Source organism: Pseudomonas sp. ICMP 10191 (assembly GCF_001467335.1).
GTDB lineage: Bacteria > Pseudomonadota > Gammaproteobacteria > Pseudomonadales > Pseudomonadaceae > Aquipseudomonas > Aquipseudomonas cerasi.
Genome location: NZ_LKGW01000045.1, coordinates 1 through 430, shown reverse-complemented (window position 1 = coordinate 430; position 430 = coordinate 1). Strand labels below are relative to the sequence as shown.

Sequence of the window (430 nt, the reverse complement as noted above, 5' to 3'; positions counted from 1 at the left end):
ATCACGGTCAAGGCATCGTCGGAAAGCGATCACACCGTTAGCGAGACCCGCGCCAGCCGTAGCGCAATGGATGCCATCGAGGCAACCAGCAAGGAAACCCTGCCCACGTCGCTGATCTTCTCAGCCGTGCCGTTTGAAGGCCTGCAGCAGCGCGAAATAATCCTGCGAATCTCAGTCATCACCAGCGGCGCACAGCCGGTACTGAAACTTCGCTGGGTAGGCGAGGACGTCCAGCGCGAAGAGATTGCCCAGGAGTTCAAGTCGGTTCTTGAAGCGAAGGTGAGCGATGCAGCTCAGCTTGCGTTAGGTAGCTTCTCGGCCTAGTTGTAGAGATTCCGCGCCACGAAATCACAGTGTCTTCGGTTGTGGCGCGGAAGTTGGAGCTGGCTTATACGCGAGAAGCGCTAGGGGCTGGGGGCTGGGGGCTGGG

1 protein-coding gene is annotated in these 430 nt (G+C 59.3%); it reads left to right on the top strand.

The features are described 5' to 3' along the window. On the top strand, positions 1-324 hold a 324-nt coding region (locus AO388_RS04990; protein ID WP_153003965.1), incomplete at its 5' end, for a DUF2303 family protein. Positions 325-430 lie beyond the last annotated feature (106 nt).